Here is a 25,638-nt window from a genome sequence, read left to right as displayed (position 1 = left end):
CTCTTGCTACATGACAAGCATCCGCGCGCGCAACCGGACGGCGCGGGCGGCGCGGCCGGCCGGACGGCGGGCTACTGCTCCTCCGCCCCCGGCTTGTCCTCGATGCCGTAGCGGTGGAGTTTGACGTAGAGGCTCTGGCGGGAGAGGCCCAGCATGTCCGCGGCACTGGCGCGGTTGTTCTCCGAGAGCTGCAGGGCGGCCTCGATGCACAGGCGTTCGATGATGTCGGTGGTCTCGCGCACCAGATCCTTCAGCGGCACCTTGCCGACCAGCCTGGTCATCTCCTCCACCGAGCGCAGCAGGCTGCGGCGGGCGGGGTCGGGCTCGGCCGCGCGGCGGCTGGCGCGCCTGATCGAGAAGCCGTAGCAGGCGGGGGCGGCGGGCGGGGTGGCGGCGGCCGAGACCTCCACGTCCTCCGCGGTGCCGAACTGGCCGCGCAGCACGGTGTGGAACTGGCGCACCGCGCCATGTTCGGCCAGGCTGTTGAAAAGAACGGAGATATCGACGCCGGCGCGGCCCAGCCAGCGGTCCACCGGCTCGCCCCGCGCCTGCTCCTCCGAGCCCAGTTGCGCGGCGTCGAGGAAGGCCGGATTGGCGGAGATGATGCGGCGGTCGAGGTCCGTCACCACGAAGGCCTCCGGCAGGTCGCGCACCGCGTTGACCACGGCGGCCTGGCCCCTGGAGACGACGATGCCGCTGGCGCCCGCCGCCATGGGCTGCAGCCGCATCAGGTAGAAGCTGGCGTTTTCCTGGCGGAAGATGGTGGCGCCGAGCACCGCCTGCCGATGGCGGCCCTCCAGCGTGAGCGCCACGTCGTCCGCCCGGCCGGTGGCGCGGAGCGCGGTCATCAGCTCCTCGACGCGGGCCTGGTCGGGGCCGTCGAAGATCGCGGCGAATTGCGAACCGCCGAGCCTTTTCAAGGGCTTGTTGATCAGATTGGCGGCCGCGGCATTGGCCTCCACGATGCGGCCTGTGCGCTGGTCGACCACCACGATCGCCTCGGAGGAGACCTGCATCAGCAGGCGGTAGCGCGTTTCGGCGTGGCGGAGTCTGGCGTATTCCTGCTCGATCGACTGTTCGGCGGCGAGCAGCTTCTGCTGCACGGCGGCCACCTGGCGCAGGTCGCGGCCGATGGCCAGGAATTGCCCGCCGCTCCCCGCCCTCATCACCGCGTAACGCACGGGAATATCTGGCCCATCCGGCTGCTGGTGGTTGATCTGGCGCCAGCGCGGCGGCAGGCCCATCGCGGCCTCCTGCAGCATCTGCTGGATCTTGGGCCGGCTCTCGACGGTCGAGACCTCGGTCCAGGCCTTTCCGGGCCAGCTGGCGATGAGGTCCGCCGGAAACTCGGCGCCGGCGAAGATCTTGTCCGCCAGCGCGCCGTCCGGGTTGATGACCAGCGCGATGTCAGCGGCGGCCGAGAGGAGCAGCGCGGATTCTCCCGCGTCCAGCTGCTGCAGCAGCCCGGCCAGACTGGCCTCCCGGTCCCTCGGGTGAGAGGGCGCGCTCTTGAGCGTCACGTCCTTGTCCTTCCATGGGCTGCGGCGGCTGGGAACATGCGTCACTCCGCACCCGCCAGGCTGGACCACTCCTGGGCCTGGTTCACGGCATCCCGCGCGTCCGTCACGATGGCATCGGCGCCAATCTCGCCGGGCGCAAGGTCCAGCCCATCGAACAGAACGCCCCCGGCGGCGATCCGCAGGTTCCGGTTCCGCGCCGCCGGCCGCAGGCTGCGCGCCGCCTGGCGCAGGGCGGGGAGCAGACGCTCGGATGACAGGGAAAGCCCGACGAAATCATAGAATTCCTCAGCCGCAAGGCGCGCAATATCGGCCTCGCCCGCCGCGATGTGGACGGTGACCTTCCAGCCGGCGCGCAGCAGGTGTTCCTCAACCACGCGCAATCCGAATGTGTGCTGTTCGCCCGGCACGGGTACGAGCAAGGCATGGCCGCGCAGTTGGACCCGGGGCGTGGACGGCAGCCGGAACTGTCGCACCAGCTGCTGCAGCCTGGCCATGCCCAGCGTCACCTCCACGAAATCGCGGCTGTCCTGGCACCAGTGCTCGCCCATCAGCCGCGCCGCCGGCGCGAGCAGCTCCAACATCAGCGATTCCGGCGACGCGCCGCCCGCCAGCAGCTGCTCCACCATCTGCTCGAAGTCAGCCTCCTGGCCGTCAAACACCATGCCGGTGAAGCTTTCCACCAGCTCCGGCGAAATGGTCGGCACGCGGAATGGAGAGGCGTCGTTCAAACCTCTCCTCCCTGTGCGGCAAAACCCTCAAGCGTGCTCATAATGTCGCAAACCGCTCCTGATGTCGCAAATCGCTCCTGGTCCAGACCTTCTGCGCCAGCCCGGCTCTCCCCGGGAGGGCAGGACGCACGGCAAGCCGAGGCACCACCCCAGCGCGACGCACTATGTACCAAAATCTAGACGTCAACAAGTATTGACACTTATTTTTATGGGGACTAGCTTCCGAAGCTGGGCTGCAATCCTTCACCCCGCTTTGAGCGGGAGTGCAGCGGGCCCGGGAGAAGAGACAATGCAAGTGCTTGGCGGCCAGCACAAAATCCGGACGGGGCTTTACACCGACGCCCAGCGGAAGCGCCGCGATTCCTCTCCCTGGACGCTGGTGCAAGCCATCCTCGCACCCCTTCAGTTCCTGGTCTTCCTGGTGAGTCTCGGCCTCGTTCTGCGCACCCTCCTAACGGGCGAAGGCGCGGAACTCGCCAATGCCTCGGTCATTCTCAAGACCATGCTGCTCTACACCATCATGGTGACGGGCTCGCTGTGGGAGAGGGATGTTTTCGGCAAATACCTCTTCGCGCCCGCCTTCTTCTGGGAGGACGTGGTGAGCTTCGGCGTCATCGCGCTCCACACCGCCTATCTGATTTGCCTGCTGAAGGGCTGGCTGACTGAGCGGGGTCTCATGTGGCTCGCCCTCGTGGCCTATGCCGCCTATGTGACGAATGCCGCGCAGTTCCTGTTGAAGCTGCGCGCGGCACGCCTGCAATCGGCGGGAGCGGCCTCATGAACCTGCCCTTCCGCGCGGCTCCTTCCTCCTGCAACGACATTCCGGTGCTGCGCGAGCGCGGGCAGCGCGAGGTGTTCTGCGGCCTCACCGGCATCGTGTGGCTGCACCGGAAGATTCAGGACGCGTTCTTCCTTGTCGTCGGATCGCGCACCTGCGCCCATCTCATCCAGTCGGCCGCGGGTGTCATGATTTTCGCCGAGCCGCGCTTTGCCACCGCCATCATCGACGAGCGCGACCTCGCGGGTCTCTCCGAGATCGACGCCGAACTTGACCGCGTGGTGAACCGCCTGCTCGAACGCCGGCCCGACATCAAGATGCTGTTCCTCGTCGGCTCCTGCCCCTCCGAGGTGATCAAGCTCGACCTGAAGCGCGCCGCGGCGCGCCTGTCCCAGGTCCATTCCCCAAAGGTCCGTGTGCTGAATTACTCCGGCAGCGGAATCGAGACGACCTTCACCCAGGGTGAAGACGCCTGTTTAGCCGCGCTGGTACCCTTCTCCCCCCTTCCAGCCAACGGCTATGTGCCCCCGCTCCTCGTGGCGGGGGCACTCTCTGATGTGGCCGAAGACCAGTTCCGCCGGATCTTCGCCGGCATGGGGCTGACCGATGTGGGCTTCCTGCCCGCGCGCACCGCGGGCTCCATGCCCGCCATCGCGCCGGGCACCAAATACCTGCTCGCCCAGCCCTTCCTGAACGACACGGCCCGCGCGCTGGACGAGCGTGGAGCGATCCATATTCCCGCCCCCTTCCCGCTCGGCGCTGAGGGCACCACGGGCTGGTTCCGGGCGGCGGCCGATGCCTTCGGCATTGCCGAATCGAAGTTGCGCGCAGCGACCGAGGCTGGCCACATCCGCGCCAAGCTGGCGATGGAGCCTCACCGCGAGATGCTGGAGGGAAAGCGCATCTTCTTCTTCCCCGACTCGCAGCTGGAAATTCCGCTGGCGCGATTCGTCTCGCAGGAGCTCGGCATGGAGCCGGTCGAGGTGGGAACGCCCTACCTGCAGCGCGCGCACCTCGCGCAAGAGATCGGCCAACTTCCCGCCGGCACCGTCGTCAGCGAAGGACAGGACGTCGAGAAGCAGCTGGACCGCTGCCGCGAAGCGAGGCCCGATCTCGTGGTTTGCGGCCTGGGCCTCGCCAATCCGCTGGAGGCCGAGGGCTTCACCACGAAATGGTCGATTGAACTCGTGTTCACGCCGATCCATGGCTATGAGCAGGCCGGCGACCTCGCCCGCCTTTTCTCCAGGCCCATGGACCGCCGCACCAGGCTGGGGGTCTAGAGATGCAGCTCACCCTCTGGACCTATGAAGGCCCGCCGCACATTGGCGCCATGCGCATCGCGACCGCGATGCAAGGCCTGCACTATGTGCTGCATGCGCCGCAGGGCGACACCTATGCCGACCTGCTGTTCACCATGATCGAGCGGCGCAGCGCGCGTCCACCCGTCACCTACACCACCTTCCAGGCCCGCGACCTGGGCGGTGACACGGCGGAACTGTTCAAGACCGCGGCGGCCGACGCCTATGCCCGCTTCCAGCCGCAGGCGATGATCGTCGGCGCTTCCTGCACGGCAGAACTGATCCAGGACGATCCCGGAGGCCTCGCCAAGGCGCTGGCCCTGCCGATCCCGGTGATCCCGCTCGAGCTCCCCTCCTATCAGAAGAAGGAGAACTGGGGCGCCTCCGAGACGTTCTACCAAATCGTCCGCGCGCTGGCGCAGCCGCGCCGCGAGGCGGAGGTGAACCCGCGGAGCTGCAACATCCTCGGCCCCACTGCGTTGGGCTTCCGCCATCGTGACGACCTCGCCGAAATCGTGAAGCTGCTGGAAAGCATGGGCATTGCGGTCAACGTGGTGGCCCCGCTCGACGCGACGCCGGACGATATCCGGCGCATTCCAGACGCCGCCTTCAACGTGGTGCTCTACCCGGAAGCAGCCGAGGTGGCCGGCCGCTGGCTGGAGCGCAACTTCAAGCAGCCGATGACAAGCATCGTGCCAATCGGCGTTGCCGCCACGCGCGATTTCATCGCCCAGGTGGCGAAACTGGCCGGGCTCGACGCAGATGCCGCCCTGAAGGCGGGTGAGTCGCGCCTGCCGTGGTATTCACGCTCGGTCGATTCGACCTATCTCACCGGCAAGCGCGTCTTCATCTTCGGCGATGCAACCCATGCGCTGGCGGCGGCGCGGATCGCCAAGGAGGAGCTCGGCTTCGAAGTCGTGGGCCTTGGCACCTACTCGCGCGAATTCGCGCGGCCGGTGCGCGAGGCGGCACAGAAGCTTGGCCTCGAGGCGCTGATCACCGACGATTATCTCGAAGTCGAGGCGAAGGTCGCCGAGCTGCAGCCGGAACTGGTGCTCGGCACGCAGATGGAGCGCCACATCGCCAAGAAGCTCGGCTTCCCCTGCGCGGTGATTTCGGCGCCCGTTCACGTGCAGGATTTTCCCGCCCGCTATTCGCCGCAGATGGGCTTCGAGGGCGCCAACGTCATTTTCGACAGCTGGGTTCACCCGCTGATGATGGGGCTGGAGGAGCACCTGCTCCACATGTTCCGCAACGACTTCGAGTTCAATGATAAGGCTGCCGCCTCGCACCTCGGCCATGGCGCAGCCAAGCCTGTTGCCGCTCAAGCAACGGCCACTCAGCCCGCCGAGGGCGGCTGGGCGCCCGAAGCCGAAAAGGAATTGCAGAAAGTTCCATTCTTCGTGCGCGGCAAGGCGCGCCGCAATACCGAACGCTTCGCCACCGAGCGCGGCATCAACCTCATCACCATCGAGACGCTGTATGATGCCAAAGCACACTACAGCCGATAGGGCGAAAGCCCATGTGGTGATCGTCACCCTCGACAACCACATCACCGGGGCGGTGGCCCGCGTCAACGCGCAGCTGGCGCGCGAGGTGCCGGGGCTGACACTGTCGGTCCATGCCGCCTCGAACTGGGGCACCAACCCGGATTCGCTCGCCGCCTGCATCGAGGACATCGGCAAGGGCGACATCGTCATCGCCACCATGCTGTTCATGGAAGACCATATCCAGGCGGTGATGCCCGCACTCCAGGCGCGGCGCGAGGCCTGCGATGCCATGGTGTGCTTCATGTCGGCGGGCGAAGTGATCAAGCTCACCCGCGCCGGCCGCTTTGCGATGAATGGCAGCCAGGGCACCATCGTCAACCTGCTGAAGAAGCTGCGCGGGTCGAAGACCAACAAGGACACAGAAAAGGCCACGGCTGGCGAAAAGCAGCTGGCGATGCTGAAGCGGCTGCCCAAGATCCTGCGCTTCATCCCCGGCTCCGCCCAGGACGTGCGCGCCTATTTCCTCGCCATGCAATATTGGCTGGCGGGTTCGGAAGAAAACATCGGGCAGCTCGTCCGCTTCCTCGTATCGAAATTCGCGGACGGTCCGCGCAAGAGCATGCGCGGCATTTCTTATCGCGAGCCGCAAACCTACCCGGAAGTGGGCGTCTATCACCCGCGTCTTGCCATACGCATGAGCGAGACAGCAGATGCGCTGCCCTCACCGCCCACCGTCCGCAAGGGCACGGTTGGGCTCCTTCTGATGCGTTCCTACGTTCTGTCAGGCGACACGGCACACTATGACGGGGTGATAGCGGCCTTCGAATCGCGCGGCCTGAAGGTGATCCCGGCCTTCGCCACAGGCCTTGACCAGCGCCCGGCGATCGAACGCTTCTTCATGAAGAACGGCAAGCCGGCGATCGATGCGCTGGTCTCGCTCTCGGGTTTCTCGCTGGTGGGCGGGCCAGCCTACAATGATGCACGCGCTGCGGAGGACATGCTGGCACGGCTCGACGTGCCCTATCTCGCGGCCCAACCCGTGGAATTCCAGACGCTCGAGGAATGGGAGGAGTCCGAACGCGGGCTGCACCCAATCGAGACAACCATGATGATTGCCATCCCCGAGCTTGACGGCGCTGCCGGTGGCGTGGTGTTCGGCGGCCGTTCGGTGGCCGACCAGGGCGAGCGCGGCATGCGGATTCATGCTGAGCGGGCCTCGATGCTGGCCTCCCGTGTCGCCAAGCAGGTGGCGCTGCGGCAGACCGCCAAGGCCGAGCGCAAGATCGCCATCGTGCTGTTCAACTTCCCACCGAATGCCGGTGCGGTGGGCACCGCGGCCTTCCTGTCGGTGTTCGAGTCGCTGTTTAACACGCTGACCGCGATGAAGGCCGATGGCTACGATGTCGAGCTGCCAGGCTCGGTGCAGGAGCTGCAGGAGCGCATCCTGAAGGGCAATGCTGAGCGTTTCGGCTCCGATGCCAATGTTGTTCACCGCATCGCCGCGGACGATCACGTGCGGCGCGAAACATACCTGCGCGAGATCGAGGCGCAGTGGGGCCCCGCCCCCGGCCGCCAGCAGGCGGATGGATCCTCCATCCATGTGCTGGGCGAGCGCTTCGGCAATGTGCTGGTCGGCATCCAGCCCGCCTTTGGCTATGAGGGCGACCCGATGCGGCTGCTGTTCGAGAAGAGCTTCACACCGACCCATGCCTTCTCTGCCTTCTACCGTTACCTGCGCGAGGATTTCGGCGCCTCGGCTGTTCTCCATTTTGGCACGCATGGGGCGCTCGAATTCATGCCCGGTAAGCAGTCCGGCCTCTCGGCCCAGTGCTGGCCCGACCGGCTGATCGGCGATGTTCCGAACCTCTATCTCTATGCCGCCAACAACCCATCGGAAGGCACCATCGCGAAGCGCCGCGCCGGTGCCACGCTGGTAAGCTACCTGACACCTCCGCTGGCGCAGGCCGGCCTCTACCGCGGCCTCATCGACCTCAAGGCCTCGATCGGCCGCTGGCGCGGGCTGGAGCCGATGGCGGCGGAGCGCCATGACCTCGCCCGCCTCATCCAGGCCCAGGCGGCAACCGTCGACCTCGCCACTGCTGAACCAGAATGGGATGATCCGGAGGCGAAGGTTCATGCGCTGCAACAGCAGATCCTCGAACTCGAATACACCCTGATCCCGCATGGCCTGCACGTCGTCGGCCAGGCGATGGATGCCGAGGCCCGGCGCGAGACATTGGCGAGCGTGGCCGAGGCCGGCACCGCCACTGACCTCGCGGAGATGGACCGCCTCCTCTCCGAGGACCATGAGATCGACGGGCTTCTCCGGGCGCTCGATGCCCGCTTCATCCGCCCCGTGCCGGGTGGCGACTTGATCCGCTCTCCCAATATCCTGCCGACAGGGCGCAACCTGCATGGCTTCGATCCCTTCCGTATCCCCTCCGCCTTCGCGGTGAAGGACGGCGCGCGCCAGGCGCAGCTGCTGCTCGACACCCATGTGGCCGCCGGCAAGCCGCTGCCGGAAACCGTGGCGCTGGTGCTGTGGGGCACAGACAATCTCAAGAGCGAGGGCGGCCCGATCGCCCAGGCGCTGGCGCTGCTGGGTGCTGCGCCGCGCTTCGACAGTTTCGGCCGGTTGTGCGGCGCAAGCCTGCTGACGATCGAAGAACTCGGCCGTCCGCGCATCGACGTGATGCTGACACTCTCCGGCATCTTCCGCGACCTGCTGCCATTGCAGACACGCATGCTGGCGGAGGCCTGCTGGCTCGCCGCTTCAGCAGATGAGCCGGAAACACAAAATTTCGTGCGCAAGCATGCCCGGGAACACATGAAGGCGACAGGTTGCGACCTCGAGACCGCGGCGCTGCGCGTGTTCTCCAACGCCGACGGCGCCTATGGGTCCAACGTCAACATGCTCGTCGACAGCGGCCGCTGGGAAGACGAGGATGAGCTTGGCGATCTCTTCGCCAAGCGCAAGAGCTTCGCCCATGGCCGCGACGGCCAGGTGGCCCAGCAGTCGACGCTGATGGCATCGGTGCTGTCCAGCGTCGATCTTGCCTATCAGAACCTCGAGAGCGTCGAACTCGGCGTCACCACCATCGATCACTATTTCGACTCGCTCGGCGGCATCAGCCGCGCAGCGGAAAAGCAGCGTGGCGAAGCGGTGCCCGTCTACATCGGCGACCAGACGCGCGGCGCCGGCGTGGTTCGGACGCTAGCCGACCAAGTGGCCCTTGAAAGCCGCACCCGCGTGCTGAATCCGAAATGGTATGAGGGCATGCTGAAGCACGGCCACGAGGGCGTTCGCCACATCGAATGCCACCTCACCAACACGGTTGGCTGGTCGGCGACCACCGGTCAGGTTGCGCCATGGGTCTATCAGCAGTTCACCCAGACCTACGTGCTGGATGAGAAGATGCGCGACCGGCTGGCCTCCCTGAACCCGAAGGCGGCGATGAAAGTGGTCAACAGATTGCTCGAAGCGCAGCGGCGCGACTTCTGGTCGCCGGACGCTGAAACCCTCGCCGCGCTCGAACGCGCCGGGGAAGAACTCGAAGACAGGCTCGAAGGCATTGGGGTGGAGGTTGCGGCATGACATTGGTGATCGATCGCAAGCCACGGGTGGCTCAGCGCGGAGACGGCGAAGGCAGCGTGCAAGTGCACCTCGACCCCACCGCTTCCATCGGTACTGCCAAGGTGTTCTCGGTGTATGGTAAAGGCGGCATCGGCAAGAGCACGACATCGTCCAACCTCTCCGTGGCCTTCTCGAAACTCGGCAAGCGGGTGTTGCAGATCGGCTGCGATCCCAAGCATGACTCGACCTTTACGTTGACCAAGAGCCTTGTGCCGACCGTCATCGACATTCTGGAGCAGGTGGAGTTTCACTCCGAAGAACTCCGCCCCGAGGATTTCGTATTTCAGGGCTATAATGGCGTGATGTGCGTCGAGGCCGGCGGGCCGCCCGCCGGGACCGGCTGCGGCGGCTATGTGGTCGGCCAGACGGTGAAGCTGCTAAAGGAGCATCACCTGCTGGAAGACACGGACGTGGTGATCTTCGACGTGCTGGGCGACGTGGTCTGCGGTGGCTTCGCCTCGCCGCTGCAGCATGCTGACCGCGCGCTGATCGTCACAGCCAACGACTTCGACTCGATCTTCGCAATGAACCGCATCGTCGCGGCCATCAATGCCAAGGCGAAGAACTACGGCGTGCGGGTGGGCGGCGTGATCGCCAACCGCTCCAAGGACACCGATCAGATTGACCGCTTCGCGGAGGCCACCGGCCTCAAGCGCATCGCGCACCTGCCGGACGTCGATGCGATCCGGCTGAGCCGCCTCAAGAAGTCGACGCTGTTCGAGATGCCGTCCTCGCCGGAGGTCGACCGCGTGCAGAACGAGTACATGCGCCTCGCGGCACAGCTCTGGGCGGGTTACGAACCCTGCGAGGCGAGATCGATGAAAGACCGCGACATCTTCGATTTCCTGGGGTTCGACTGATGAGCGACAGCTATCTTGAGCGACGCGGCGAGATCGAAACCTACTTCGACAGGACGGCTGCGCACGCCTGGCAGAAGCTCACTTCGGATGCACCGGTGAGCGGCATCCGCGCCACGGTGCGCGCCGGCCGGGACCGCATGCGGGCCACACTCCTCTCCTTCCTGCCGCAGGACCTGCGCGGTGCGCGCATCCTCGATGCCGGTTGTGGGACGGGCGCCCTTGCCGTGGAAGCAGCCAAGCGTGGCGCCGACGTGACGGCGGTGGATATTTCCCCCACCCTCGTCGGAATCGCCAAGGAACGCCTGCCAGAGAAGCTGGGCCATGGCCGCATCCATTTCATGGCGGGCGACATGCTCGACAAGAAGCTCGGCACCTTCGACCATATCGTGGCGATGGACTCGCTCATCCACTACAGCCTGCCCGACATGATCGGCATGCTGGCGAGGCTCGCCGAAATGAGCCGCAGCGGCATCCACTTCACCTATGCGCCGCGCACACGGGCACTCGCCGCCATGCATTTCATCGGCAAGGCCTTTCCGCGAAGCGACCGCTCGCCCCGTATCGTGCCGCATGCGACGTCTTCGCTTTACACGGGCATCAGCCGCTCCGAGCATCTCGCCGGCTGGCGCCCGGGCCGCAATGCGCGCGTCTCCAGCGGCTTCTACATCTCCCATGCGCAGGAGCTGAAGCGCACATGATGATGATTAACCGCAAGATGATTTCGGCGCTGCAGCAGATCGGACCCCGATTCCTGCCCTTCGCCGATGCCGCGACCAAGGATCTGCCCTTGTCGCGCCTCTTGCGGCTGTCCCTGTTCCAGGTTTCCGTTGGTATGGCCTTGGTGCTGCTCACCGGCACGCTGAACCGCGTGATGATCGTCGAGCTGGGTGTGCCGGCCTGGCTCGTGGGCCTTATGGTGTCGATCCCGGTGCTGATCGCGCCGTTCCGGGCGCTGATCGGCTTCAAGTCGGACACCCACAAGTCTGTACTCGGCTGGCGGCGCGTGCCCTATATCTGGTTCGGCACGATGATGCAGTTCGGCGGCTTCGCAATCCTGCCCTTCGCGTTGCTGGTGCTCACCGGAAACGGCCACGGCTCCGCAGTATGGGGTGAGGCGGGTGCGGCACTGGCCTTCCTGCTGATCGGCGCCGGCATCAACACAACGCAGACGGCCGGCCTTGCACTGGCCAACGACCTCGCTTCGGAGGAGACAAGACCGCGCGTCGTCGCCCTGCTCTATGTGATGCTGCTCGCCGGAATGGTGATAAGCGCGCTGGTCTTCGGCAGCCTGTTGCATGACTTCACCGCGAAGCAGCTGATCCAGATCATCCAGGGCGTCGCCGTCCTCACGGTGGTGCTGAACGGCATCGCCATGTGGAAGCAGGAAGCCCGCAACCCGTCACTCACTTCGAAGGATGCAGCAACCATCAGCTTCGGCGAAGCCTGGCGGCAGTTCAGTGCCGCGGGCCGCGCTAAGCGCCTGCTGATCGGCGTAGGCCTGGGCTCCGCCGCTTTCTCGATGCAGGACATCCTGCTGGAGCCCTTCGGTGGCCAGGTCTTCGGCCTCAACGTCGGCCAGACGACATGGCTTACCGCCACCATGGCGCTCGGCACGCTCGCGGGATTTGCCATTTCCGCGCGGCGTCTCGGCAAGGGGGGCGATCCCTATCGTCTCGCCTCGATGGGCATTCTCGCTGGAATTTTCGCCTTTGCAGCGGTCATCTTCTCTGCCGTGCTTGGACTGGTTTCATTGTTCCAGACCGGCGCCTTCTTCATCGGGCTGGGCGGCGGCCTTTTCTCGGTTGGCATGCTGACGGCGGCGATGGACCTCGCCTCCAGCGGTGCGGGCGCCATGTCGGGCTTCGCGCTTGGCGCATGGGGTGGCGTGCAGGCGACGGCGGCCGGCCTCGGCGTGGGCATCAGCGGCATGCTGCGCGATGCGGTGTCGAACCTTGCGATGCATGGCGAGTTGGGTTCAGCCACAACGGGACCTGCCGCTGGCTACGTGACCGTTTATCAGATCGAAATCGTGCTTCTGTTCGCAACGCTTGCCGTCATCGGGCCGCTGGTGCGGGGCGGCAGGCGCTCAACGAGACAGCCGGGCTTCGGCCTGGCGCAATATCCAGGCTGACCGAAGGAGAGAACCCATGTCTGCAGCCTTGACCCAGTATGTCGATGTCGCCCAGGTCGTGCTCTACGTGTTCTGGGCGTTTCTCGCAGGGATCATCATCTACCTCCACCGGGAGGACAAGCGCGAGGGTTATCCGCTGGAGTCGGAGCGCTCCGCCAACATCACGGTGCAAGGCTGGCCGGCGGTGCCCGCGCCCAAGACCTATCTCCTCGCCGACGGCAGCACTGTTCAGGCGCCACGCGCCGAACCTTATGACGGCCGGCCAATCAAGGCCACGCCCATCGGCCCATGGCCAGGCGCTCCGTTGGAGCCCGATGGCGACGCGATGGTGGATGGTGTGGGGCCCGCCTCCTATGCCGAGCGCCTCGACATTCCGGATGCGCTGTTCACCGGCGAGCCAAAGCTCTCGCCCTTGCGCAACAACCCGGACTGGCACGTGGAAGAGCGCGACCCCGATCCGCGCGGCATGCCGGTGATCGGCTGCGACGGCAAGCAGGGCGGCACGGTGAAGGATGTGTGGGTGGACCGCTCGGAATACATCATGCGCTACCTCGAAGTGGAGGTCAGCGACAAGGAAGGCCGCACCCGCAACGTGCTGTTGCCCACGACGCTCGCCCGCATCTGGGGCGGCAAGCGGCGTATCGAGGTGAAGTCCATCACTTCGAAGCAGTTCATCAAGGTGCCGGGGCTTCGCAACCCGGATGTCGTCACGCGCCTCGAGGAGGATAAGATCTGCGCCTTCTACGCGGGCGGCCATCTCTACGCCATTCCTGACCGTGCCGAGCCGCTGGTATGACCGAGCATCACGACGATTTCGACTTCGAGCCGGTCCGCGGCCTGCCGCGGATGCTACCGCAAGGCGAACGCATGCTGTGGCAGGGTGCACCGCGCTGGCAGGACCTTGCGGTGCATGCCTTCCACGTGCGCAAGGTGATCTGGTATTTCGCCGGGCTCACCCTGCTCGCGGGGGCACTTCGGCTGGCGGAGGGCGATAGCCTCGCTTACGCGGCGCGGCCTTTTCAGTGGCTGATGCCCATGGGCCTTGCGGCGGGGGCACTGTTGTCCGGCCTGGCCTACTTGAGCGCGCGGACGAGCGTTTACACCATCACCACGAAGCGCGTGGTGATGCGCATCGGCATGGCGCTGCCGGTCACGCTGAACCTGCCCTTCGCGCAGATCGATGGAGCGGCCTTGCGCGTCTTCGCCAATGGATCCGGTGACATTCCGCTGAAGGTGTCGAAGACGGAGCGCGTGGCCTATCTGCTTCTGTGGCCCCATGCACGGCCCTTCAACTTCACCCATCCGCAGCCGACGCTGCGCTGCTTGGCACGCGCCGATGACGTGGCAAACCTGCTTGCCGCAGCGCTTGCCGGAACCGCCCCTGCCGCAATGCCCATCGCGACCGCGCCTGCACGTGCGGCCAAGACCAGTCAGCCGGTGGCCGCATGAGAAACGCCATCGCCCAGCAGCCCGTCCGCCCCTTCGGGCCCTCGCTGGCAGCCATTGCGGCGGTTGGCATGGTGGTGGCGGCCTTGCTGGCCGTTTCGGTGGCGAAGCTCAGCGGCTATTCACCGGTCCAGACGCTCGGCGCCTCGGAGGTCGCGCAAAGCCGCCTGCTGCGCTTCGAGAGCGGCGCACAGGGCGTCGCCGTGATCGATGCCACCACCGGCGCCGTCATCACCCACACCAGCGCAGAAGGCTTCATCCCCGGCGTGCTGCGTGGGCTGAACCGCATGCGGCAAACCGGGCAGGCGAAGGTGACCGACGCCTATCGCCTGGAGCATTTGAGCAATGGGCAATTGCTGCTGGTCGACACCGTCTCCGGCGTATCGCTCGACCTTGCGGCCTATGGCCGTGACAATGCCGCTTCCTTCCTCCGCTTCCTTCCAACGACAGGAGACCAGGGCTGATGTTGAACATCTTCACGCCGGACAGGCAGGACGTGATGTGCACCGTGCGCGTGGTGAACACTTTCGAGAGCCTCGCCGCACATGTGGAATTGGATGACGGCGTGATGGTGGAGCCGGGCGATGAGGTGCTCGTCCACGGCAAGCCGATCATCGTGCCCTATGGCGAGTCCGCGACCGAGCGCCGCAAGGCGACGATCACGCGGGCCAACTGGCTGGAGCGCAAGTGGGTGAAGCTCACCGGCGATCTGGAATTCATGGAACTGTTGGAATTCAGCTTTTCGGGGGAGGAGCTTTAAAATGACCATCGAGACACTGGGCATCAGGCCCGCAGACACGCTCGCCAAGGCACAGGAATCGACTGTACTGAGTCCGCGCTTCTACACCACCGACTTCGAGGCGCTCGACAAGCTCGACGTCACGCCCGTCCGCGAGGAGTGGGACAAGCTGATTGCCGAAATGCAGTCCGACCCCAACAAGGGCCACTTCAAGCGCAATGCCGAGTGGGACCATGTCGATCTCGCCGCCCTGCCCGAAGGGCTGCGCCGAGAGCTCGTCGACTTCCTGGTGAGCTCGCTCACCGCCGAATTCTCCGGCTGCGTGCTCTATTCCGAGATGAGGAAGCGCGGCACCAATCCGGATCTGTGCGAACTCTTCCGCCTGATGGCGCGCGACGAAGGCCGCCATGCCGGATTCATCAACGACACGCTTAAGGATTTCGGCCTGGGCGTTGACTTAGGGTTCCTGACCAAGACAAAGAGATATACCTTCTTCCGGCCCAAGTTCATATTCTACGCGACCTACCTGTCGGAGAAGATCGGCTACGCGCGCTATATCACTATCTTCCGGCACCTGCAGCAGCACCCGGAAAAGCGCATTCATCCCATCTTCAAGTGGTTCGAGCAGTGGTGCAACGACGAGTTCCGCCACGGCGAGGCCTTCGCCCTGCTGATGCGGGCGCATCCTGAACTGCTGTCCGGCCTCAACAAGCTGTGGGTGAAGTTCTTCCTGATGGCAGTCTTCGCCACCATGTATGTGCGCGACCACCAGCGGCCGCATTTCCATGAGGCGCTGGGGATCGACCCCACCCAATATGGCTATAAGGTGTTCAAGATCACCTCCGAGATCTCGCGCCAAGTGTTCCCGCTGGAGCTCGACATCGACAACCCCGCTTTCTTCGCCGGCCTCGAAAAATTGAGGAAGATCAATGACCGTGCCGCCGTATGGCAGAAGAAGGGTGGCATGACGGCAAGGCTGGGCAAGGCATGGACGGCAGTGGCGGCGGGCGCGACTTTGGTGCGCCTCTTCCTCATCCCATCCAAGTCGCACGATCTTCCCGCCGACATCCGTCTCGCGCCAACTTGGTGATCGATGGATTACGCGCTGCCCATCGCCTATGCCCTGCTGCTCTGGTGGTTCGCTACCGGCGTGATCTTCTATCTCGATCAGCTGCCGGTGAGGACTTTCAAGTGGAGCATGGCGGGCGGCACGGTGGTGCTGGCGGCCGCCCTGTGGGTAATCTGGGCCGAGAGGGATGATCCGTCCCTCCTCTCGGTCTATGCCGCCTTCACCGCAGGCGTGCTGGCCTGGGGCTGGCAGGAGCTGAGCCTCTATACGGGCTATGTGACGGGTCCGCGCAAGCAGCTCTGCCCCGCCGGATGCTCCGGCTGGCGGCACTTCGGCCACGCGCTGGGGGTAAACCTGTGGCACGAAATCGCCATCGTGGCGGTGGCGCTCGCCATCTGGAGCCTGTGTGGAGAAGCTGTGAACAACTGGGGCCTCTGGGCCTATCTGCTGCTTTGGGCCATGCACCTTTCGGCGAGGCTCAACGTGTTTCTCGGCGTACGCAATGTGTCGGAGGAGTTCGTGCCCGCCCATATGGCGGTGCTGAAGAGCTTCCTCACCCGCAAGTCCATGAATTTGCTGTTTCCTTTCTCGATTTCTGCGGCCACCGTCGGAGCCTTCCTGCTGTTCCAGCAGGCCCATGCCGCCGATCTGGCGGAAGAGCGCAGCGGCTGGTCGCTGCTCGCCGCCCTAGCCACCCTTGCCCTCTTCGAGCACTGGATGCTGATGCTGCCAGTGCCTGTGGAAAAGCTGTGGAAATGGAGCCTTCCCGCCCGGCGGGACGCGGCGAAATCGCGCAATTCCATATCCCCCCGGTTCGACTATACACCCCTCAAAGCCGCCCTCCGGAGTGCCCCCGATGGACTATGAAAGCTTCTTCCAGACCGAACTCGACGCGCTGAAGACCGAGGGCCGCTATCGCGTCTTCGCCGATCTTGAGCGGAAGGCGGGCAGCTTCCCCAGGGCCACCCACCACGGATCGGACAGGAAGGAGATCACCGTCTGGTGCTCCAACGACTATCTGGGCATGGGCCAGAACCCTGCTGTCATTGCGGCAATGCATGAGGCACTGGACCGCTGCGGCGCGGGCGCGGGCGGCACACGCAACATCTCCGGCACAAACCATTACCACGTCGAACTGGAACGCGAACTCGCAGACCTTCACGGCAAGGAAGGCGCCCTGCTCTTCACGTCAGGTTATGTGTCCAACTGGGCGGCGCTGGGCACGCTGGCGAGTTGCATTCCCGGCTGCATGGTGTTTTCGGACGCCGGCAACCATGCCTCGATGATCGAGGGCATCCGCCATAGCCGCGCCGAGCGCCACATCTTCCGGCACAATGACCTGCACGACCTCGAGCGCCTGTTGAAGGCTGCCGATCCGTCACGGCCGAAGCTGATCGCCTTCGAGTCCGTCTATTCGATGGATGGCGACATCGGCCCGATCAAAGAGATCTGCGATCTCGCTGATAGGTACGGCGCCATGACCTATCTCGACGAAGTGCACGCTGTGGGCATGTATGGCCCCCGCGGCGCCGGAATTGCCGAGCGCGAAGGGCTGATGGACCGCGTGACCGTAATCGAGGGCACGCTCGGCAAGGCCTTCGGCGTGGTGGGAGGCTATATCACGGGCTCAGCCGCGCTGTGCGACTTCGTCCGCAGCTTCGCCTCGGGCTTCATTTTCACCACCGCTCTGCCGCCCCATTGCGCGGCAGGCGCGGCCGCGTCGATCCGCCACCTGAAGAATTCCCAGTTCGAGCGCATGCGCCACAAGGACCGTGTGGCCAAGCTCCGCAAGAAGCTCGATCAGGCGGGCGTTCCCTATATGGCGAACAACAGCCACATTGTGCCCGTGATGGTGGGCGATGCCAAGAAGTGCAAGTGGATCAGCGACATCCTGCTGGAGAGGCACGGCATATACATCCAGCCGATCAACTATCCCACTGTGCCGCGCGGCACGGAGAGGCTGCGCATTACGCCCACCCCGCTCCACACCGACGCCGACATCGACCACCTGGTGACGGCGTTGTCCGAGCTCTGGTCGCAGTGCGCGCTGGCACGCGCGGTGGCCTGATGTGATCTTGCGGCCCTCCTGTCCGTAATGACGTCAAATGGACAGGAGAGCGGCTTGACACAATGGATCATTCTCTGGATTGCCACGGCGGTCCTGTTCCTCGTCATCGACATGGTTTGGCTGCTGTGGCTGGGCCGCGGTTTCTATGTGAGCGAAATCGGCGATCTGCTGCGTCAGCCTCCCAACATGGCCGCTGCCGGAGCGTTCTACATTCTCTACGTCACCGGCCTGATGGTAATGGTCGTTTGGCCCGCGGTGCAGGGTGGTTCCGCCGGGCAGGCGGTGCTCTATGGCGCGATCCTCGGCCTCGTGGCCTATGGCACCTATGACCTCACCAACCTCGCGGTGATGAAGGGCTTCACGACGCGGATCGCCGTGATTGACCTCGCGTGGGGCACGGTGCTGACCGGGTCCGTAGCGGGGCTGACGACGGCTCTTGGAATCCGACTGTTCGCGAAATAGGCGTTCATCCGGCAGCGGCCGGGAAACCGGCACCAACTGGAGGCTCGCATGAAGGGCACGCCCGGCATTTTTCTCCTGCTCCCCCTGTGCTTCGCCAACGCCGCGACGGCGGCCGAGGAGCCGCCATTCGACGACCCGATGTTCAGGAGGTGCGTGACGTGGCTGATGACCGGCGAGAAAGGCGCGCTCATCGACAACATCTGCCTGGAGGAATTCGACCTTCCCTCACCCGCCATGTTCGTTTGCGCCCGCAAGGTGCGGCTGGGCTTCAAGTCAAAGACCGACCAGGAGGCCTGCACGATCATCCTCGAGGAGGAGATCAAGAAAGTGAAGGCGGGATATGTGAAGTGATGGGAGGCTTTGCCGCCCCATCATTTGCAGGGTGCCTGGCTCCCGATATGCTTCTTGATCAGCGCATTCGCATCGCTGGCCTTTTCTATGAAGACCATGTGTGCGGCATCGTCGAGGACGACGACCTTGGCGCCCGCCAGGTTCTGGGCGTGGGAGCGCCGCCCGTTGCTCCAGCCATTGCCAACGCCTATGATGCGCTGTCCGGAACGCGAGAGCGCAACCTGCCGCTTGGATCATGATGCCGAGAAGGACGTTACGAGACCGCTTGTCGTTGCGGTGGGCCCTGCCCGCCGCGGTGGGCATTTTTGCCGCCGCACCGGCCTATGCCCAGGTGACGGTGACGCCCGCCGCCAAGGGATATGACATCGACATCGAGAACCAGATCTCGGCAGCGGAACTTATCGATGCGCTTGCCGCCGCCACCGGCGCCAACGTCAAAGGACAGCCCCAGGAGGCAACGATCAACCCGAACCACTTGCGCGGCGCCAGCCTCGAACGCGCCCTGAGGCTGTTGCTGCCGGGCGCCGCCTTCACGCTTGGTTTCAAAGCCGACGGCAAACCCACCTCCATCATCTTCCTCTCTTCCCCAGGCGAGGAGGCAGCGCCCTCAGAGGAGAGCGATGGCATGGCCCCACCAATGGGCGATCCGACCGCAATCGACGGCAGCAGCCCAGATATTACCGCTCCCGACCCGTATGAAGCCGATCCTTCCGCAAGGGATCCGCAAACTGCGCAGTGATTTCTTGGCGTATCGTGCAGGCAATTAGAGTCGCTTGCGATACGAGAGAGGCGCCAGATAGCAAGGCACACGGGATATGGGCTTTCTCGTTGCGGTACGCCGTCCTCATCACTGTCTTGAGCTATGAGGAGGCGCATTCTTCCCGTTTTCTTACTTCGCCTTCATCCAACACTTGTTGTAGCCAGCCTCATAGGCACTGGCGTTCGCCGTATCGTAGGCGCCGGCGTGACGCTCGTAGGCCATGCTCAGTCCGGCCTTCTTGTCGGTCTTACCCGCAGCGCAACCATCGTCGTAATACGCGCTGGCATTGGCATCCGTACCGCGCTGCGCTACGCCGGGGCTGCGCGCGCGGCCTCCTACACCGCGTCAGAGGACACAAACGAGCCAGAACATTGAGATATGGAGTGGTGGGCCCACCAGGACTCGAACCTGGAACCAAACGGTTATGAGCCGTCAGCTCTAACCATTGAGCTATGGGCCCCCACGGGACAGGATGGCTACAGCAATTCGCTGCGCCATGCTATAGGCTCCGGCGATGGAACATGACCTGTCGCCGGAAGCCGCCGTGGAGCGGCTGGTCGAGCTCTACCGCCAGTCCACCACGAGGCTCAAGGACTGCCTGGAACGCTATTTCGATACGCGCGAGCCGCCCACGCTGGAGGAGCGCCGCAGCTTCACCTATCCGGAGCTCCGCGTCGAATACCGCGCCAGCGACGTGCAGCCGCGGATCGCCCGGGCCTATGCCAAGTTCCAGGGGCCCGGCACCTATGCCAGCACCGTCACCCACCCGGAGCATTTCGGGCGCTATCTGACCGAACAGCTGCGCTACCTGGTGAAGGACTATGGCGCGGCCATCACCGTGCATCCGTCCGACCAGGAAATCCCCTATCCTTACGTGCTGGACCAGGGCGATGATCTTGGGCGCAACGGCGTGACGGCGGCAGAACTCACGCTGCATTTCCCTGCACCCAAACTCGCCCAGGTGGGCGACGAGGTGCCGGACGGCGACTGGGCGCACCGGCCCGGCCACCCGCTGCCGCTGGCGCTCTTCGATGCGGTGCGCGTCGACTATTCGCTGAAGCGGCTGCAGCACTATACCGGCACCAACTGGCGTGCGATCCAGCCGTGGATCCTGCTCACCAACTATCACCGCTATGTCGACCAGTTCGTAAAATGGGGCCTCGAACAGCTTTCGAAGGACAGCCCATGGTCCGTTCTCTACTTGCCGGGCGGCGGCAAGATCACGCGCGGAATGTCCGGCGCTGAGGCCGACGCCATCATTGCCGGATCGCAATGGCACCGCTTCCAGATGCCTGCCTATCATCTGTCGCGGGGCGACGGGCATGGGGGCGTGACGCTGGTCAATATCGGCGTCGGTCCCTCCAATGCCAAGAACATCACCGATCACCTGGCGGTGCTGCGCCCGCATTGCTGGCTCATGGTCGGCCATTGCGGCGGCTTGCGCCAGAGCCAGCGCATCGGCGACTATGTGCTGGCGCACGGCTATCTCCGCCAGGATCATATCCTCGACGAACTGGTGCCGCCGGAGATTCCGATCCCGGCGCTGGCCGAAGTGCAGGTGGCACTCCAGCAGGCGGCCGCCCGCGTCACCGGCGAACAGGGCGACGCGCTGAAGGAGCGCCTGCGCACCGGCACCGTGGTCACCAACGACGACCGCAACTGGGAATTGCGCTGGACGCAGGAGCTGCGCCGCATCAACCTGTCCCGCGCCATTGCGGTCGACATGGAGTCCGGCACGCTGGCGGCCCAGGGCTATCGCTTCCGCGTGCCCTACGGCACGCTGCTCTGCGTTTCCGACAAGCCGCTCCATGGCGAGATCAAGCTTCCGGGTGCGGCCAATGCCTTCTATGACCGGGCGGTGGGGGAGCATCTGCTGATCGGGCTCGAAACCATCGAACAGCTGCGCGGCAATGTGGGCCAGCTGCACTCCCGCAAGCTCCGCAGCTTCGATGAGCCGCCTTTCCGTTGATGCCCCACTGGCGCCGCAATCCCTGGCCATCCAAGCACCATCCTAAGGAGAACAGCATGCAACGTCTGAGTTTCGCCGCAGCCGCCATCATGGGTCTGCTTGCCGCCGTTTCCCCCGCTTTCGCCGATGGAGGCAAAATGCCCCGGATCGTTTCGCTTACAGGCCATGGTGAAGTCCGCAGCACGCCGGACATCGCCTTCGTCACCTCTGGCGTGACCACGCAGGGCGCAACCGCCGCCGAGGCGCTGGCCGCCAACACCAAGGCCATGACCGGCCTGTTCGCCGCGCTGAAGGACGCCGGGATCGAGAGCAAGGACATCCAGACGTCGGATTTCTCTGTCCAGCCGCGCTATGATTTCTCCAACGGCCAGGCGCCGAAGCTGGTGGGTTATGATGTGTCCAACAACGTCACAGTGAAGCTGCGCAAGGTCGATACGCTGGGCGCCCTGCTCGACAAGATGGTGCAGTCCGGCTCCAACCAGGTCAGCGGCATTAGCTTCGATGTCTCGAAGCGCGAAGAGGCGATGGACGAGGCGCGCAAGCTTGCCACCCAGGACGCCACCCGCAAGGCCAAGCTCTATGCCGACGCCATGGGCATCGAACTCGGCAACGTTATGCAGATCAGCGAGGGTTCTTCCACGATGCCGCAGCCCGTCCCCTTCGTGCGCGGTGCGACGATGATGAAGGCCGATGCAGCGCCCGTTCCGGTCGCAGCCGGCGAGCAAACGCTGGCAGCCGATGTGAACATCATCTGGGAAATTAAGCAGCCGTGATTGCAGCCCGGCATGGGCGTGATAATCTCGGCTCATGCCGGTTCTCGAACGCGACCCGTGGCGCCTGCAGTTTTTCGAGCATGTTCCGTGTCCGGATCACGTCGATATTCCGACGGATGATTCCGACTGCTGGCAGCTCTTCCCCGCGCATCGCTGGATCTATGACAAGCTGAAAGTGGCGGAGACGCAGGGCCTTGCCGCCGGGCCGCATGGCGTGATGCCAGCGTCTTACCCGGTCTTCTCCAAGCCGGTCACCAATCTGAAAGGTATGGGGCTCGGCAGCCGGGTGATCCGCTCCGCCGCCGAGATGGAGTACCATTACCAGCCCGGCCACATGTGGATGCCGCTGCTCGAGGGCGACCACGTCTCGACCGACTGTGCGATCGAGAATGGCCGCATCGCGTGGCTCCGCCATGCCACGGGAACGACGTGGAACGATGGCATGTTCCGCTACTGGACAGTCCATGCCGAGGCCTTTCCCTATCTCACGGCCAAGCTCGCAGACTGGGTATCAGGCAACATGGCGGGCTATACCGGCATGCTGAATTTCGAGACCATCGGCAGCGTCATCATCGAGGCGCATCTGCGCTTCGCCGATCAATGGTGCGATCTCTATGGCGAGGGCTGGGTGGAAGCGCTGGCGCAGCTTTATGCGGCGGGGCGCTGGGCCTTCGCGGACGGCAATCCGCGTGATGGCTTCTCGATGCCGCTTTTCGCGCGGCATGGCAGCGCCTACCGTCATCCCTCGCCAGCCCTACAGGCGGAGGTACGCGCCATGCCGGAGGTCAGGAGCCTGCAGATCACCTTCCACGAGCACAAGCGGCCGGATGACCACGCCATGCCACCCGGCGGCTTCCGCCTTGCGGTCATCAACGCGGCCTCGCTTGCAGCCGCCCGCGCGGCACGGCGCAGGCTGGCGGAGGCGTGGGAGCCGGGGCTGATCCTGTCGCAGGACTAGCGCTTGCGGCGGGGCGGGTCGGTATCGTGCTCGTCGACGTGGAAGCGGTGCAGGATGCGGTGGAACACCGGCGCCAGCATCAGCGAAGAAATGCCGATGAGCAGCAGGCCGGAAAAGATCGCGTAAAGCGAGGCGAAGATCTTGCCGCCATCGGTCATCAACGGCGTCAGCGGCCCCATCGAGGCGAGGATCATCGAGGCATTGGCAAAAGCATCGACCAGCCGCATGTTTTCGAAATAAATGTAGCCGCAGGCGCCGGCGAACAGCGACACCGAGACGAAGCCAAGCGAGTAAAGTGCGTTGCGCGCCAGCCGCCCGTAAAAGACCGTCCGGCTCACCACCGGCTGGCGGCGGGATTCGAAGCTCACAAGCCTCCGCATGTAACAGTCCTCCCCTGTCTCCTGTGTCGCCCCATTTTTGATCCTGCGCAAGGCGTGAACCGGCGGCAGGGTGTCCTCTCGGACCAAGCCATGGAGGTATCGTCATGAAGCGACTGAATCACAACGCCCGCGTGCTCGTCACCGACGGTGGCCGCGCCACCGTGTTCCGCAATGCAGGGGATGCCGGCAAGCCGGACCTGCAGCCGGTGCGGTCCTACCACCAGGACAATCCGCCCAACCGCGATCAGGCCAGCGACAAGCCCTCGCGCGTCATGGAAAGCGTGGGCTATGGCCGTTCCACCGCCGAGCAGCCGGACTATCACCAGATGACGGAGGACCGCTTCGTCCAGGCCATCGCCGCCGACATGGCGAAGGACCTGAGCGCGGGCGCCTTCAGCGAGATCATCGTGGTCGCTCCGCCTGTGGCCCTGGGCGTCTGGCGCAAGGCGGTAACACCGCAGCTCGCCAAGGTCACCCTCAAGGAAATCACCAAGGACCTTACAAAGCAGAACGCATCCGCGATCGCCGGCAGCGTCGTCAAGGCGCTTGAAGGCGGCTGAGGCCTCGGCTAACCGGACGCCATGACGCAAACCAAGGTTCCCGGCGCGAAAACCCACGATCTCTTCGTCACCCGCCTCTACCGGGCGGAAAAGATCGTGCCCCAGAAGCTCACCAACGCCATCGAGGCGCTCGCCATGTCGCTCGCCATGGATGATGGCGCAGGGCAGAAATGGGCGGAGAAGTATGGCTATGCGGGCTATACTTCCTATGCCTCGCTCAATGACCTGCCCTGGCGCTTCCCGGAATTCGCCCGGCTGGTGACGGTCATGGATAAGCACTGCCTCGCCTATGCCAGGGCGCTGCACTGGGATTTGCGCGGCACCAAGCCGCGCTGCGACTCGCTGTGGGTGAACGTGCTGCCGGAGGGCGGCCACCACACCTCGCACATCCACCCCAACTCGGTGATCAGCGGAACGTTCTACGTGGCGGTGCCGAAAGGTGCCGGCCCCATCGTCTATGAGGACCCGCGGCTGGGTCTGATGATGGCCGCTCCGCCGAAGCTGGCGAAGCTGCCGCAGAACCTGAAGCAGCATGTCTCGTTCAAGCCCGAGGTGGGCACGCTGATGCTATGGGAAAGCTGGCTCCGTCACGAAGTGCCGGTGAACCGCGCCGGCGGCAATCGCATCAGCGTCAGCTTCAACTACGTTCTGGCCTGATCAGGAAAACACCCGCTCGCCCAGCTGGTCGACAATCTGCTGACCCTTGAGGATGGCGTGGTCGGCGGCAGCCTCCGCGTCGGCGAAGCGGTCGGCGCGGACGAAGCGGTGTTCCTTCACCTCGCCGTTCACCGTCTTGGTCACCGTGCCGGAGGTTTGCCACTGGCCGCCTTCCTTGTAGGGCGTGGCGGCGATGACGAAGCCATTGTAGTCGAGGGTCCGGCTGGGCTTTGCAGGGCCTTTCTCCGCGGGCGGCCCGCTTCCGAACAGCTTCTTCAAAAATGACATGACCACGGAACTCCTTTGCATTGAAGGACGAAAATAGAGCATTTTCAAGCTTACCGGAATCGCAGATTTCCTTGGGGACGGTTTGGTGATCCGCTCTTCATGTTAATTCCGCGTGTCGACCTGCGAGATCGTGTTGGCCGTGTCCCCGGGCGTGGTGTAGGATTTAGGGGTTAAGCCGTTCGCGAAGCGGGCCCTTGGGGAGCGCTGTCGCGAGCGAACGGCTTTCGGCGGTTACCGGGGTTTCCAGGTAGGGTCTGGTTGCTGAACCTCGTCCATGGACCGGAGAACCGCCGGTGGCCGGCAACTCGCAGGGCGTGGTGATCGCACCCAAGAGCATGACGGACACCGCCTCGCTCGAAGCGAACAACGCCGAAACGACCAGCCTCATCGAGGGCATCGAGAACGGCGACGCGCAGAACGTCCACACCATCCGCACCATCACGGGCTCGGCTTCGGGCGACGACCTGTTCTGGTGGCCGGCACAGCTGGTGTTCGACACGAACAGGGCCGTGCGCCGTGACGGCGCGCCGCAGCAGTGCTCCGCCGGTTCGGCCGCGGTTGCCACCATTCTGCCCGTTGCCGGGTCGTAGATGCGGTGCCAGTTGTAGGCCATTCCTGACTCGATGAGGAAATACTGGCCGGGGAAGCGGAGGTTCTGTTCCACCGTTCCGGTGACGCTCGCGGGCTGGCCGAAGGGGTCGTAGCTGGCTTGCCAGACG

The 25,638-nt window shown here is 64.7% G+C and carries 28 protein-coding genes and 1 tRNA gene; 24 read left to right on the top strand and 5 right to left on the bottom strand.

Annotated features, from left to right (window positions below; genetic code table 11):
* Positions 1–71: 71 nt before the first annotated feature.
* Together ppsR and IOC82_RS01425 are read right to left on the bottom strand one after the other, a co-directional pair.
* The gene (ppsR, locus tag IOC82_RS01430) at positions 72–1,565 is read right to left on the bottom strand and encodes a transcriptional regulator PpsR (protein ID WP_290544392.1); all 1,494 of its coding nucleotides are present in this window, start codon (positions 1,563–1,565) and stop codon (positions 72–74) included.
* A complete protein-coding gene (locus tag IOC82_RS01425; RefSeq protein WP_290544391.1) occupies positions 1,562–2,248 on the bottom strand; it encodes a B12-binding domain-containing protein in 687 nt (228 codons plus the stop codon). Before IOC82_RS01425 ends, ppsR begins: the two co-directional genes overlap by 4 nt.
* Positions 2,249–2,537: 289 nt before the next feature.
* On the opposite strand from IOC82_RS01425, the gene bchF reads away from it, so the two are divergent.
* Genes bchF through IOC82_RS01335 form a run of 18 tightly spaced genes read left to right on the top strand, consistent with a single transcriptional unit; the run spans position 2,538 to position 19,313 of the window.
* Positions 2,538–3,029 carry a 2-vinyl bacteriochlorophyllide hydratase gene (gene bchF, locus IOC82_RS01420; protein ID WP_290544390.1) on the top strand — a complete coding sequence of 164 codons (492 nt, stop codon included), beginning with the start codon at positions 2,538–2,540 and terminating at the stop codon, positions 3,027–3,029.
* Positions 3,026–4,306: a ferredoxin:protochlorophyllide reductase (ATP-dependent) subunit N gene (locus IOC82_RS01415; RefSeq protein ID WP_290544389.1), complete on the top strand. Its 1,281-nt coding sequence runs from the start codon at positions 3,026–3,028 to the stop codon at positions 4,304–4,306. Before bchF ends, IOC82_RS01415 begins: the two co-directional genes overlap by 4 nt.
* A gap of 2 nt (positions 4,307–4,308) precedes the next feature.
* Positions 4,309–5,835, top strand: coding sequence for a ferredoxin:protochlorophyllide reductase (ATP-dependent) subunit B (bchB, locus tag IOC82_RS01410; protein ID WP_290544388.1), 1,527 nt, complete (start codon positions 4,309–4,311; stop codon positions 5,833–5,835).
* The gene (locus IOC82_RS01405; protein ID WP_290544387.1) at positions 5,810–9,409 is read left to right on the top strand and encodes a magnesium chelatase subunit H; all 3,600 of its coding nucleotides are present in this window, start codon (positions 5,810–5,812) and stop codon (positions 9,407–9,409) included. Before bchB ends, IOC82_RS01405 begins: the two co-directional genes overlap by 26 nt.
* Positions 9,406–10,308, top strand: a complete 903-nt coding sequence (gene bchL / locus IOC82_RS01400; protein ID WP_290544386.1) for a ferredoxin:protochlorophyllide reductase (ATP-dependent) iron-sulfur ATP-binding protein — start codon at positions 9,406–9,408, stop codon at positions 10,306–10,308. The genes IOC82_RS01405 and bchL overlap by 4 nt, the downstream gene beginning before the upstream one ends.
* On the top strand, positions 10,305–11,006 hold the full coding sequence (gene bchM / locus IOC82_RS01395) for a magnesium protoporphyrin IX methyltransferase (protein ID WP_290544697.1): 702 nt from the start codon (positions 10,305–10,307) through the stop codon (positions 11,004–11,006). The genes bchL and bchM overlap by 4 nt, the downstream gene beginning before the upstream one ends.
* Entirely contained in the window at positions 11,003–12,439 is a 1,437-nt protein-coding gene (locus IOC82_RS01390) for a BCD family MFS transporter (RefSeq protein WP_290544385.1), read from the top strand. Before bchM ends, IOC82_RS01390 begins: the two co-directional genes overlap by 4 nt.
* A gap of 16 nt (positions 12,440–12,455) precedes the next feature.
* Positions 12,456–13,235, top strand: coding sequence for a photosynthetic reaction center subunit H (puhA, locus tag IOC82_RS01385; protein WP_290544384.1), 780 nt, complete (start codon positions 12,456–12,458; stop codon positions 13,233–13,235).
* On the top strand, positions 13,232–13,888 hold the full coding sequence (gene puhB, locus IOC82_RS01380) for a photosynthetic complex putative assembly protein PuhB (RefSeq protein ID WP_290544383.1): 657 nt from the start codon (positions 13,232–13,234) through the stop codon (positions 13,886–13,888). The genes puhA and puhB overlap by 4 nt, the downstream gene beginning before the upstream one ends.
* Positions 13,885–14,349: a photosynthetic complex assembly protein PuhC gene (puhC, locus tag IOC82_RS01375; protein ID WP_290544382.1), complete on the top strand. Its 465-nt coding sequence runs from the start codon at positions 13,885–13,887 to the stop codon at positions 14,347–14,349. Before puhB ends, puhC begins: the two co-directional genes overlap by 4 nt.
* Complete coding sequence (locus IOC82_RS01370; protein WP_290544381.1) at positions 14,349–14,645, top strand: hypothetical protein; 297 nt, start codon at positions 14,349–14,351, stop codon at positions 14,643–14,645. The genes puhC and IOC82_RS01370 overlap by 1 nt, the downstream gene beginning before the upstream one ends.
* Position 14,646: 1 nt before the next feature.
* Complete coding sequence (acsF, locus tag IOC82_RS01365; RefSeq protein ID WP_290544380.1) at positions 14,647–15,714, top strand: magnesium-protoporphyrin IX monomethyl ester (oxidative) cyclase; 1,068 nt, start codon at positions 14,647–14,649, stop codon at positions 15,712–15,714.
* Between the two features lie 3 nt (positions 15,715–15,717).
* Positions 15,718–16,560 carry a putative photosynthetic complex assembly protein PuhE gene (gene puhE / locus IOC82_RS01360; RefSeq protein ID WP_290544379.1) on the top strand — a complete coding sequence of 281 codons (843 nt, stop codon included), beginning with the start codon at positions 15,718–15,720 and terminating at the stop codon, positions 16,558–16,560.
* The gene (gene hemA, locus IOC82_RS01355) at positions 16,550–17,761 is read left to right on the top strand and encodes a 5-aminolevulinate synthase (protein ID WP_290544378.1); all 1,212 of its coding nucleotides are present in this window, start codon (positions 16,550–16,552) and stop codon (positions 17,759–17,761) included. Before puhE ends, hemA begins: the two co-directional genes overlap by 11 nt.
* Positions 17,762–17,815: 54 nt before the next feature.
* Positions 17,816–18,223, top strand: a complete 408-nt coding sequence (locus IOC82_RS01350; RefSeq protein ID WP_290544377.1) for a DUF2177 family protein — start codon at positions 17,816–17,818, stop codon at positions 18,221–18,223.
* Positions 18,224–18,271: 48 nt separating this feature from the next.
* Positions 18,272–18,574, top strand: coding sequence for a hypothetical protein (locus IOC82_RS01345; protein WP_290544376.1), 303 nt, complete (start codon positions 18,272–18,274; stop codon positions 18,572–18,574).
* A gap of 47 nt (positions 18,575–18,621) precedes the next feature.
* Entirely contained in the window at positions 18,622–18,813 is a 192-nt protein-coding gene (locus tag IOC82_RS01340) for a hypothetical protein (protein ID WP_290544375.1), read from the top strand.
* Positions 18,814–18,839: 26 nt separating this feature from the next.
* Positions 18,840–19,313, top strand: a complete 474-nt coding sequence (locus IOC82_RS01335; protein ID WP_290544374.1) for a hypothetical protein — start codon at positions 18,840–18,842, stop codon at positions 19,311–19,313.
* Positions 19,314–19,718: 405 nt separating this feature from the next.
* Here IOC82_RS01335 and IOC82_RS01330 read toward each other — a convergent pair.
* Positions 19,719–19,794: transfer RNA gene (locus IOC82_RS01330), tRNA-Ile, on the bottom strand.
* 54 nt (positions 19,795–19,848) lie between these two features.
* Here IOC82_RS01330 and IOC82_RS01325 point away from each other — a divergent pair.
* The 3 genes from IOC82_RS01325 to IOC82_RS01315 are packed head-to-tail and all read left to right on the top strand — an operon-like array spanning position 19,849 to position 23,034.
* Complete coding sequence (locus IOC82_RS01325; RefSeq protein ID WP_290544373.1) at positions 19,849–21,303, top strand: AMP nucleosidase; 1,455 nt, start codon at positions 19,849–19,851, stop codon at positions 21,301–21,303.
* Between the two features lie 56 nt (positions 21,304–21,359).
* Complete coding sequence (locus IOC82_RS01320; RefSeq protein WP_290544372.1) at positions 21,360–22,076, top strand: SIMPL domain-containing protein; 717 nt, start codon at positions 21,360–21,362, stop codon at positions 22,074–22,076.
* A 34-nt stretch (positions 22,077–22,110) separates the two neighbouring features.
* A complete protein-coding gene (locus IOC82_RS01315) occupies positions 22,111–23,034 on the top strand; it encodes a hypothetical protein (RefSeq protein ID WP_290544371.1) in 924 nt (307 codons plus the stop codon).
* Here IOC82_RS01315 and IOC82_RS01310 read toward each other — a convergent pair.
* Complete coding sequence (locus IOC82_RS01310) at positions 23,031–23,414, bottom strand: hypothetical protein (RefSeq protein WP_290544370.1); 384 nt, start codon at positions 23,412–23,414, stop codon at positions 23,031–23,033. The two genes, IOC82_RS01315 and IOC82_RS01310, sit on opposite strands and share 4 nt — an antisense overlap.
* A 104-nt stretch (positions 23,415–23,518) precedes the next feature.
* On the opposite strand from IOC82_RS01310, the gene IOC82_RS01305 reads away from it, so the two are divergent.
* Both IOC82_RS01305 and IOC82_RS01300 read left to right on the top strand, forming a co-directional pair.
* Positions 23,519–23,974 carry a host attachment protein gene (locus tag IOC82_RS01305; RefSeq protein ID WP_290544369.1) on the top strand — a complete coding sequence of 152 codons (456 nt, stop codon included), beginning with the start codon at positions 23,519–23,521 and terminating at the stop codon, positions 23,972–23,974.
* A gap of 21 nt (positions 23,975–23,995) precedes the next feature.
* Positions 23,996–24,631, top strand: coding sequence for a TIGR02466 family protein (locus tag IOC82_RS01300; protein WP_290544368.1), 636 nt, complete (start codon positions 23,996–23,998; stop codon positions 24,629–24,631).
* On the opposite strand, the gene IOC82_RS01295 is transcribed toward IOC82_RS01300, so the two are convergent.
* Entirely contained in the window at positions 24,632–24,919 is a 288-nt protein-coding gene (locus IOC82_RS01295; protein WP_290544367.1) for an HlyU family transcriptional regulator, read from the bottom strand.
* 293 nt (positions 24,920–25,212) lie between these two features.
* On the opposite strand from IOC82_RS01295, the gene IOC82_RS01290 reads away from it, so the two are divergent.
* Positions 25,213–25,509: a hypothetical protein gene (locus tag IOC82_RS01290; protein ID WP_290544366.1), complete on the top strand. Its 297-nt coding sequence runs from the start codon at positions 25,213–25,215 to the stop codon at positions 25,507–25,509.
* Positions 25,510–25,638 lie beyond the last annotated feature (129 nt).

It is taken from the genome of Aestuariivirga sp. (assembly GCF_020252395.1).
Lineage (GTDB): Bacteria > Pseudomonadota > Alphaproteobacteria > Rhizobiales > Aestuariivirgaceae > Aestuariivirga.
The sequence above is the reverse complement of the archived record's forward strand: the minus strand, read 5'-3'. Positions and strand labels throughout refer to the sequence as shown.